The sequence below is a fragment of the Microcoleus sp. B5-D4 genome, assembly GCF_036705145.1.
Taxonomy (GTDB): domain Bacteria; phylum Cyanobacteriota; class Cyanobacteriia; order Cyanobacteriales; family Microcoleaceae; genus Microcoleus.
In genome coordinates, this window is the sequence record NZ_JAUBTV010000149.1 from 1 (window position 1) to 9,596 (window position 9,596).

Below are 9,596 nucleotides of genomic sequence, written 5' to 3' on the forward strand. Positions count from 1 at the left end.
TGTGCGGTGAAAGTCGCAAGCACGGTTTCGGATGGGAGGGGTGGAGTAGTAATACTCCCCTCGACCCTAACAATCCCCGCGCCTTCAAGGCCGGGGAGTGTCAACCCATCATTCCTACATCTCTACTACCCTTCTAGCCTGGAGATGAAAGTGCGTTGAGTCAGCCGTTGTTTATCCCGCATGTGGGGAAGTTGAGAGGATATTGCAGCGGCTCAACGGTAAGAGGAGCAAGGGTTCTAGGGGTTGAGGGGGGATTTTTGGGGAGAAAATTTGCTCGTAACTCGAAAAATTCCCAAATTGGGGTGGGAAAACGTCTAACTAATAAATAAGCGGTCAGATAAAACCGCTTAGAGTCCAGGCATTAGTTACATCTTTCTTAACAAAAAATGAGTACATCCCGTAAAATCCAGATCGCACTCGTGGCAAGTCTCCTGTGGTCATCTACATCCATAAGCAGTTTTGCTGCTACCAACTCGATTACCTCTGAAAAGTTTCAGTCAGACACGGTAAAACTTCCTGTGGAAAGTATTCCATCTAGGCAGTTAAATTTAACACCAGATACTTATTTAATTGCTGGTCAGTTCAGGGATATGCTGAGTAAAGTACCTGGGGGATATGCCACGTTCAAATCATTTGACGAGATATGGAAGAATCCAGCAGACAGGAAGAAAAGATTATTTGATTACTGCAACACTCAAAAAGTGTTATCAGTTAAGCTATGTTTTAGAATGCTAACAATTTGGGCAGACGATACAGGGGAATCTGCCAACCGTAAGGACTCCGATGAGCTAGACAATATATTTGATGAAGCCAGAAAAATGTAAAGGTAAAATAATCCATAATGCGTGAGAGTGAAATCTCTTTGACTTTGGGGACATTACCAACTTAGTGCTGCTCCATTTGAGTGTTCAAAAACTTGAATAAAAAGCGATCTTGCCCACTCGACGAAGGGCGCGATCGCTTTTTTTCGTAGTGCGTAGGCAACGCCCGTCGTAGATATCGCTTTTCGTTTAAGCTGTTGTGCATTTAAATTGTATGTTGAGGGCGGGCAAGATGCCCACCCCACAAGAAGGAAAATTTATTGCCCCATGCAATTTAAATGCGTATTAGCTTACGAGAGAGCCATTGATTGACGCGATCGCATTGATTTTCCTTGATAATAATTAATCTTTTATACCTTGTTTAGTTTGAGTAACTAAGACATAATCTGATCAACGTAAGTTATTCTATTTCCCCTTATATATAGCCAGTCTAAATTATGTCTGGACACTTTGCCACATCATTGGTGCAGTTCTGCCCCTCCTCTGGGCTAGAGATGAATGTTCACTTTTTCTTAGAAGAAAAGCCAATTAGACAAGAGCAGAAATTGAACACTTTAAGTAAGTATGTTCAGAAATATCCCCAAGGATGGAAAAAAAGATTAGAACTAGCTAATTTGCTTTACCAGATGGGAGACTGGCAACAAGCGGTTGCCGAATATCATCAAGTGATTGAGCGACAAGCGCAATTAATGGGTGTGCGGCTGCAACTAGGGAAACTATTGCAGCTAATGAAACGAGAAAAAGAGGCAATAGAAGTCTATGAAAAAGCCTTGTCGTGTTACGAAAACGAAGCGACTCAGCATCATATCAAGGGATTGATTGCAGTTTGTCGGGGTGAGAGTGACAAAGCAATTATTGCCTTTAATTTAGCAACTCATTTAGAACCTGAAAAAGTCGTTCACCGGCTGGCTTTGGCACAGGTGTATCAGCAGATAGAAAATCATCTTGGCGTGCTCAGTGCTGTGGAGCAAATTTTGGCAATCAACCCAGATGATGTTGTGGCGTTGATTTACAGCCAAGATGCGAATCTGGCGGTGGGGGATATGAGCGCCGCAACAGAGCAGTTGAGCAAGCTTATAGCTCTATTTCCGAATGATTTTAGGGTACTGCAACGACAAATTGAGCAACGTCTTCAGATGAGATTAGTTTCTGGTGAAGAGGGGAAACTGACGAAAAAGATGATTACCTCTTTACTCCTACAAACTCCTCATGGGGCTGAGGCTCACAATTCTCTGGGCTATTATCACATCTTCCGAGGGGATTGGCGGCAAGGTGTGGAGGTGTTAGCAGAGTTTACCACCGAACACCCCAATCATCCTTATGGTTGGTATTACTATGGCCGGTGCTTATACGACACGGGAGACTATCAAAAAGCAGCACAGATGATGGCGAATGCTTATCAACTGTATCCCCATAATTGTGCAATTTATCAGGTCTTGTGTGAAATTTTACCGGCTGCCAAACGCTGGGAAGAATTGCGTTTTGTGGCAGAACAGATGCTGAAACGATTTCCTGAACGTTGGAGTGTTTGGGCGACTGCGGGGCGGGTGTTGGTGGAACACTTCAAAGAGATTGAACGAGGATGTAGTGTTTCTGAGCAGGGCACAAAACTTCAGCCGCAGTTAGTTGATACTTGGTTTCGTCATGGGCGGGTGTTGGCTTTGGCGCTTAAACATCAAGAAGCGGTGGAGGCGTTGGAGAAAGGATGGAAGTTGTTACCAGCGGGAATTTCTCTGCAATTCGTGCCGACGGCGTTGTGGCTGGCGGAGAGTTACCAGGTGCTGGGGGATGTTGGGGCTACTCAGCGCTGGTGGAAAGTTGCCGGTGAGGGATGTCAGGAATTGAGAGGGTTTAACGGGGCTATGGCTGACTACTGGTTAGGGAGAGCTTTGGTGGGGTTGAAAGATCCGTTGGGAGCGATACAGGCTTATGAAAGTGCTTTGAGTCAGCAGTTGTTGTATCCGGCTCGCGGGGAAGTTGAGAAAAGTTTGCTGCGGTTGAAAGGTAAGAAGGGGAAGGGTTCTAGGGGTTGAGGGGGGATTTTTGGGGGAGAAAATTTCCTCGTAACTCGAAAAATTACTAAATTGGGATCGGGAAACGTCTAAAAGATGTGGGAAGAAAAAACCACCAATCAACGTAAATTTCAACAAACGAGGTATTGTCGTATGAGTTTTGTCAAAAAATTACCAGCAGTTTTAATCGCTGCGGTTGGAATCTCTTTTAGTTTCGCCGGTACAGCCTTAGCAGAAACGATTTTATTAGGAGAGAAGACTCTCGGTCCTCAAGAGAAATTGGACTTAAGGCCAAAAGATATGAGGAATACAACGCTTTGCTTCCAGACAAGTGATAACTTAGTGGGGAACCTAAAATTGGTTTATGTCACCGGCAGCGGGGGCGGAATGGACGTAAAAATAGAAGATTTACGGGCTAGCGCCCAGGAACAATGTATATCCAGAAGCCTGGGTATATATCCGGCAAGGGTAATAAATATGCAAATGGATAGGCCTGAGTTTAGTCGATCTGTTCGTGTACGTGCGACGCAGGGATAAAGAATTACGTCAGGAAGCGCACATCTAAAGGCATAGACTTGAAAAAGTCAGAATCTGACCAGACTAAGTATGTTTCACGAGTAGTAAAGCAGGGTGGATTTATTGTCAGAGGATAAGTAGCTAGGCGCAAATAAACCTTGCTGTGTAACCGAATGTAAAGCTGCAAGAACCGTAAGCAATTGCGACGTTTAAGGAACAATGAGATACTTATGTATTTTCCCACTCATCTACTTAAATTTATCATAGTATTTGCGATCGGGTCTGACCCGATCGCAAATACTATCCTAACTCGGTGTATCGCTAATGAACTTAATTGAAGCTATTATTGCAGTTCCTGACCATCGACATCCAAGAGGTATTAAGTAGGTAGGCGCAAAGAAACCTCGCTAGGTAACGGAATGTAAATCTGCCCGAACCATTGCGATTGCTTCGTCTCACTTCTTTTCATGCAGCTATGACATACTTATGTATTTTCCCACTCATCTACTTAATTGCTAATTGCTGATGCCGATAAGATTGTTTTTCGGAGATGCCCCATGCCCAATGCCCCATGCCCAATGCCCCATGCTCAATGACTAATGACTATTGACTAATGACAGATTTTCTTCGGATTTTGTCAAAAAATTGCGAGCTTGCATAATCCCATAAAGGTTAACATCTGTTTCTAACAAACAAGCATGACCGCTGTTAGCCAGCAGCACCATTTCAGCTTTGGGAATTACCTTGACTAAAAGCTTCGCTTCTACTAAAGAAGGCAGCAGCCGATCGGCACCGCTAGCAATTACTAGCGTCGGCTGTTTGATACCGCGCAACTGATTTTCGTCAACATTAAACGATCGCACTAACGCCAATCTCCACACAGACGTATTTTGCGGTACCGCTTGCATTGCTTCTAGCAAAGCTCGGCGGTCGTCGCGCCCAATCTTTCCTAATGATGCTAATATCGGCAATAAACCGATTACCGACAGCGGATAAAGGTTGGCCGGCAGCCACTGAGTCAGATACGAGCCCCACTGCACCCAAGGCTGCTGTCGAAACGAAGAAGCTGGATTGACTAAAATTAATCTATCGCACAATTGAGGAGCTTCTAAAACAGTTTTCATCGCTAAACAGCCCCCAAATGACTCGCCGCACAGATAAACCGGCCGCTTCGGCTTTCCGGCTTGCTTTTCGGCTTCAATTAAGGAAATTGTTTCGCTCACCAGTACCTCCCAACTAGCCATGTCGTCAGCCGCTATCGTTAAGCAGCGAATGTCGAAATCATTTGCTAATTTAGAAATTTGCGGCCGCAGCAGCAAACCGCTGCCATCCATACCGGGCAGAAATACAAATAAAGGGCGATCGGGTTTCGGCGGTTTGGGGGTTAGGAAACGAACCTTGTTGTTAGCATTTGCCATGATTCAAGTCAAGCGATTTTAGATTTTAGATTTTAGATTTTAGATTGGAAATCTGACACCAGCCCACAGTCAACAGTCAACAGTCAACAGCCAACAGCCAACAATCAACAGCCAACAGTCAACAAACTTACAAACTTACAAACAACCTCGTTGGAGTAATTCTGCAATTTCCCCCTGACAGTGGTTTGTGAGTTCAGCAACAACTGCTTTGGCTTTTTTGCCTCGATATTGCTGCTGTCTCTCGACAGTAATCCAGTAAGGCCGGCCGATTAAAACATTAACTCGCTGATAAATTATCACAGGATGCCACCCAGATCGATCGAACAGCGGTTCCGAAGGATCAAACAAACTCAACAACTTGAGCGGTACACCAGATTTTACCGAGTGTTCCTCAAAAGAACTAATCGCCACCGGCAAAACTGCCAAATCCCGCACCGGTGCCCGCAAAGCCAAATGAGCAAATCCCCGCTGAAACTTTCCCACAGTATTCGGCCCAGTAAGCTTCACCATCGGTTCTGCACCCTCTGGAAACACCCCCACCATCTCCCCGCCTTGCAGTAGCGCTGTCGCTTGAGAGAAAAAATGCTGCTGTCGGTGTTCCGGTGCTTCCAAGGGGAAAGCGCCGAAAGTCGTGACCACTTCCCTCATCACCGGAACTTGACCCATGTAATGATGACAAGCAAAGCGGATCGATCGACCCAAAGCCGCCGTCAGCAGCACAGGATCTAAGAAACTGCGGTGATTGCTCACCACCAGAACCGGACTCTCTTGGGGAATCCGGTCTTCGCGGTACATAAACATCTGCGTTCCCAAACCAGCCAGGAAACAGCGCGAAATCAGCAATTTGCTCTCTGAAGACATGGGCGAAAGACAGGTGCGACGCTATAAAGGTTGATTCCATTCCCCCGCAGCTTAACATTTCTTTACCAAGTCAGGGTTCAGCCAAAAAGTAGACTTTCCCCTTATGCCTTGGTTTCCTAATCCTGGACGCACGGGCGGTCATAACCTTGGTTTATTGCGTTTACTTCTAGTGAGCCGGCCAAAACAGTAAAAAACCGGTTTCTAGCCGTCGCAGGGCGTCAGCCAACTGTGTCGGCAGAAATTCCCAGTCAGAAGCAAAAATTTATCAAGTGTTGTGGCAACTTATATAAAGAATGTTTAAAACAGCCCCAAAACCAAGTTGCGGCAGCTAAACTTAGAAATTTACAGTGGGCATTGACGCACTGTCAAAGTATTTTTGGACAAGTCGTAATAGCAATCTCGCGAGGCATCAAATGAATAACATCCAAAACTATCGCCTTAAATGTACCCTCACCTTTGGCGACATTTACGGTCAAATCATTGTTTGGCTGATAGTCATCTTCCTAAGTCTAGCGTCGGCACTGGCCTTGTGGAGTAGCGCCCGCCAAATCTTCGCCTTGGCTACCGTCGGCTTGATTTTAGTGCTGTCTCTGCCCTTCTTGCTGTTTGCTTTCGTTACAACTCTGCTAAATAACATTGAAGTGCTTGCTGTAGAACCCGGTACGGAAACTCAACCTTCTGCAACGGGAAATCAGTCCAATCAGCAGCCTATCGAAAGCGCCGGCTAGTCCAATCTGAAATTTTAACTTTTGATTTCCCATTCAAATCAAAAGTTAAAAAACTTCCTGCTCTTTTGGTAGGAAGTTTTTTTTTGCGTCACGATAAGTTGAGCAGAACACTCAAAATAATTAAAAAAGATGCTAGAACACGACGTAATCATTGTAGGCGGCGGTTTAGCAGGTTGCCGCGCCGCAGTAGAAATTGCTCGGACTGACCCCAGTTTAAAGGTAGCTGTCGTCGCCAAAACTCACCCGATTCGATCGCACTCCGTCGCAGCCCAAGGTGGCATGGCCTCCAGCTTACAAAATGTCGATCCAGAAGACAGTTGGAAAGCCCACGCCTTCGACACAGTAAAAGGTTCAGACTATTTAGCCGATCAAGACGCGGTAGAAATCCTCACCCGCGAAGCACCTGGTGTAGTCATAGATTTAGAACACATGGGAGTCCTCTTTTCCCGCCTCCCAGACGGCAGAATTGCCCAGCGCGCTTTCGGCGGACATTCCCACCGCCGCACCTGTTACGCCGCCGACAAAACTGGTCACGCCATCCTCCACGAATTAGTCAACAATCTGCGCCGCTACGGAGTTCACATCTATCAGGAGTGGTATGTTACGCGCCTGATTTTGGAAGAAGGCCAAGCCAAGGGCGTAGTTATGTACAGCCTGCTAGACGGTCAAATTGAGGTTGTCCGTGCTAAGGCGGTGATGTTTGCTACGGGCGGTTACGGCCGAGTTTACAATACCACGTCGAACGATTACGCCTCGACGGGAGACGGTTTGGCGATGACTGCTATGGCGGGATTGCCGCTGGAGGATATGGAGTTTGTGCAGTTTCACCCGACTGGTTTGTATCCGGTGGGAGTGTTGATTTCAGAGGCTGTGCGGGGCGAAGGTGCTTATTTGATTAATTCAGAGGGCGATCGATTTATGGCCAATTATGCCCCGTCGCGGATGGAATTAGCGCCCAGAGATATCACTTCGCGGTCAATTTCTATAGAAATTCGCGCCGGCCGAGGGATTAATGTTGATGGTAGTGCCGGCGGCCCTTTTATCTATCTGGATTTGCGGCACATGGGACGCGAAAAAATTATGAGCAAAATTCCTTTTGCTTGGGAAGAAGCCCACCGTTTGTTAGGAATTGATGCGGTAAATCAGCCGATGCCCGTGCGCCCTACCGTTCACTATTCAATGGGGGGAATTCCTACTAATGTTAGCGGGCAAGTTCGCAGCAGTCCTGACAGTTTGGTAGACGGTTTCTTTGCAGCCGGCGAAGCAGCTTGCGTGTCGGTTCACGGCGCAAACCGTTTGGGCAGCAATTCGCTTTTAGAATGCGTCGTTTACGGCAAAGTTACTGGCGCAACGATAGCACAATTCGTGCAAAATCGCAAGTTGCCTGCCGTAGACGAACAGCGTTATATTACGGAAGCAAAACAGCAAATTCAAGCACTTGTAGAACGTCCCGGAAAATACCGCATCAATCAAATCCGGCAGCAGTATCAAGATACTATGACTGAGTATTGTGGCGTATTTCGTAGCGCGGAATTGATGCAGGAAGGTTTAAAGAAATTGGAGGGTTTAGAGCGACAATATGAGGAGGTTTACTTAGACGATAAAGGCAAGTTGTGGAATACGGAAATTGTGGAAGCTTTGGAGTTGCGGAGTTTGATAATTGTCGGGAAAATGATTTTAACTTCTGCTTTGAACCGGCAGGAAAGTCGGGGAGCTCATTCGCGGGAAGATTTTACTGAGCGCGATGACGGCAATTTCTTGAAGCATACAATGGCGTATTATTCGCCTGCGGGGATTGATTTGGCTTATATGCCGGTGGCAATTACGATGTTTGAGCCGCAGGAGAGGAAGTATTAATTTGTAGGGTGGGCAATGCCAGCCCTGTTAAGGTTGTGAAGAAATCCCTCAAACGCTTGAAATTGGGTAGCGGGCGATCGTTAAATCTTCTTCTTTTAACAGGTGATTACCAATAAACTAGGTTTATTGGTAATCGCCACCGCCTAGAATGACGGAAATCAGTCGTTAGCGCAGCCCTCGAAGAGGATCGCACATTGACAGGGCTGGCTGGCAATGCGTACCTTAGCAATTGAGAGGAAATTCGGCAATCTTTAGTCTCTCGTAAGCTGTTCTACATTTAAACTGTGTGTCAAAAATCAATAAAACTCTTGTGGGACGGGCTTCTAGCCTGTCCAGATTTTCCAATTTAAATGCGTAACAGCTTACCACTTTTAGTCATATTGGGCTATAATTATGTCAGATACGACATATTATTGTAAACTCTATGACTGGACTTTACTTAATTTATGGAATCCCAAGGCGAGAACAAGGATGTTGTTTGGCTTAGAGGCGAAGTAAAAACTCCTCCTTTTTCGGCCTCAGCGCGAATCGAGGTAGGGATTTTATTAAGGATGTTACAAAATGGAGAAATTTTAGCCATGCCTGTCTCTCGACCTATGCCAAGCATCAGCCCTCACTGCCACGAATTGCGGATAGATGATAGTGAAGCTGATAAACAATGGCGAATTATTTACCGGATTGACTCAGATGCTATTGTCATTGCAGATGTGTTTCAAAAAACTACCCAGAAAACGCCTAAGCGCATGATTGAAAACTGTCAAAGACGACTGAGATTGTACGATCGAAGCTCAGGAGAAACCTAGTTATTTCAGGACTTCCTTTAGGGTGGGCATTGCCCACCTTACAAATTGAGAGACAATTCACCATTCACAATCCTTGGTCTTTGCAATTCATATAATTAAAAGAGGTAATATTTACAATGGATGCCATTAAACGTCAACGTTTAGAAGCAGCAGGTTGGCGGGTGGGAGATGCCGCAGACTTTCTAGAACTTTCAGCCGAAGAAATTGCTTTTATTGAGATGAAGCTGTCTCTAATTAAACGCTTGAAGCAGCTTCGCATTAGTCAAAATCTTTCTCAAGAAAGTTTGGCTAAGAAAATTAAATCTAGTCAGTCACGGGTAGCTAAAATAGAAGCTGGCGATCCGTCTGTTTCTCTTGATTTGATGGTAAGGACAATGCTAGCGCTGGGAGCAACTCGCGAGGATGTGGCACTCGCTATTACTTCTTCCAAAAGCTGAGAAGCAGACACTTGAACTTTGAGAATCTTCTAGAATTTGGAGTTAACTTTATCCCGATAAAACTATCTCAGGAATGAGAATCAAATAACTTCCACAAGATTGTGGGATGGGCGTCCCGCCCGTCCAAAAAGGACGGGCGGGAC

General features: G+C 45.7%; 9 protein-coding genes. 7 read left to right on the forward strand and 2 right to left on the reverse strand.

Annotated features, from left to right (window positions below; all coding sequences use genetic code 11):
- Positions 1–386 precede the first annotated feature (386 nt).
- The 3 genes from QUB10_RS33210 (at position 387) to QUB10_RS33220 (ending at position 3,370) form a co-directional block, all read left to right on the forward strand.
- Positions 387–824 (forward strand): hypothetical protein, encoded by a 438-nt coding sequence (locus QUB10_RS33210; RefSeq protein ID WP_333207360.1) that lies wholly within the window; start codon positions 387–389, stop codon positions 822–824.
- Between the two features lie 434 nt (positions 825–1,258).
- The gene (locus QUB10_RS33215) at positions 1,259–2,854 is read left to right on the forward strand and encodes a tetratricopeptide repeat protein (protein ID WP_333207361.1); all 1,596 of its coding nucleotides are present in this window, start codon (positions 1,259–1,261) and stop codon (positions 2,852–2,854) included.
- A 75-nt stretch (positions 2,855–2,929) separates the two neighbouring features.
- Positions 2,930–3,370 carry a hypothetical protein gene (locus QUB10_RS33220; protein WP_333207362.1) on the forward strand — a complete coding sequence of 147 codons (441 nt, stop codon included), beginning with the start codon at positions 2,930–2,932 and terminating at the stop codon, positions 3,368–3,370.
- 575 nt (positions 3,371–3,945) lie between these two features.
- On the opposite strand, the gene QUB10_RS33225 is transcribed toward QUB10_RS33220, so the two are convergent.
- A complete protein-coding gene (locus QUB10_RS33225; RefSeq protein ID WP_333207364.1) occupies positions 3,946–4,767 on the reverse strand; it encodes an alpha/beta hydrolase in 822 nt (273 codons plus the stop codon).
- Between the two features lie 135 nt (positions 4,768–4,902).
- On the reverse strand, positions 4,903–5,628 hold the full coding sequence (locus QUB10_RS33230; RefSeq protein WP_333207365.1) for a lysophospholipid acyltransferase family protein: 726 nt from the start codon (positions 5,626–5,628) through the stop codon (positions 4,903–4,905).
- Between the two features lie 413 nt (positions 5,629–6,041).
- Here QUB10_RS33230 and QUB10_RS33235 point away from each other — a divergent pair, with 413 nt between their 5' ends.
- The 4 genes from QUB10_RS33235 to QUB10_RS33250 all read left to right on the forward strand — a co-directional run bounded on the left by QUB10_RS33235 (position 6,042) and on the right by QUB10_RS33250 (position 9,453).
- Positions 6,042–6,356, forward strand: a complete 315-nt coding sequence (locus QUB10_RS33235) for a hypothetical protein (protein WP_333207366.1) — start codon at positions 6,042–6,044, stop codon at positions 6,354–6,356.
- 129 nt (positions 6,357–6,485) lie between these two features.
- On the forward strand, positions 6,486–8,213 hold the full coding sequence (locus QUB10_RS33240; protein ID WP_333207367.1) for a succinate dehydrogenase/fumarate reductase flavoprotein subunit: 1,728 nt from the start codon (positions 6,486–6,488) through the stop codon (positions 8,211–8,213).
- 446 nt (positions 8,214–8,659) lie between these two features.
- Positions 8,660–9,016, forward strand: coding sequence for a type II toxin-antitoxin system RelE/ParE family toxin (locus QUB10_RS33245; protein WP_333207369.1), 357 nt, complete (start codon positions 8,660–8,662; stop codon positions 9,014–9,016).
- A gap of 116 nt (positions 9,017–9,132) precedes the next feature.
- Complete coding sequence (locus QUB10_RS33250; RefSeq protein WP_333081469.1) at positions 9,133–9,453, forward strand: helix-turn-helix transcriptional regulator; 321 nt, start codon at positions 9,133–9,135, stop codon at positions 9,451–9,453.
- The last annotated feature ends 143 nt before the right edge of the window (positions 9,454–9,596 follow it).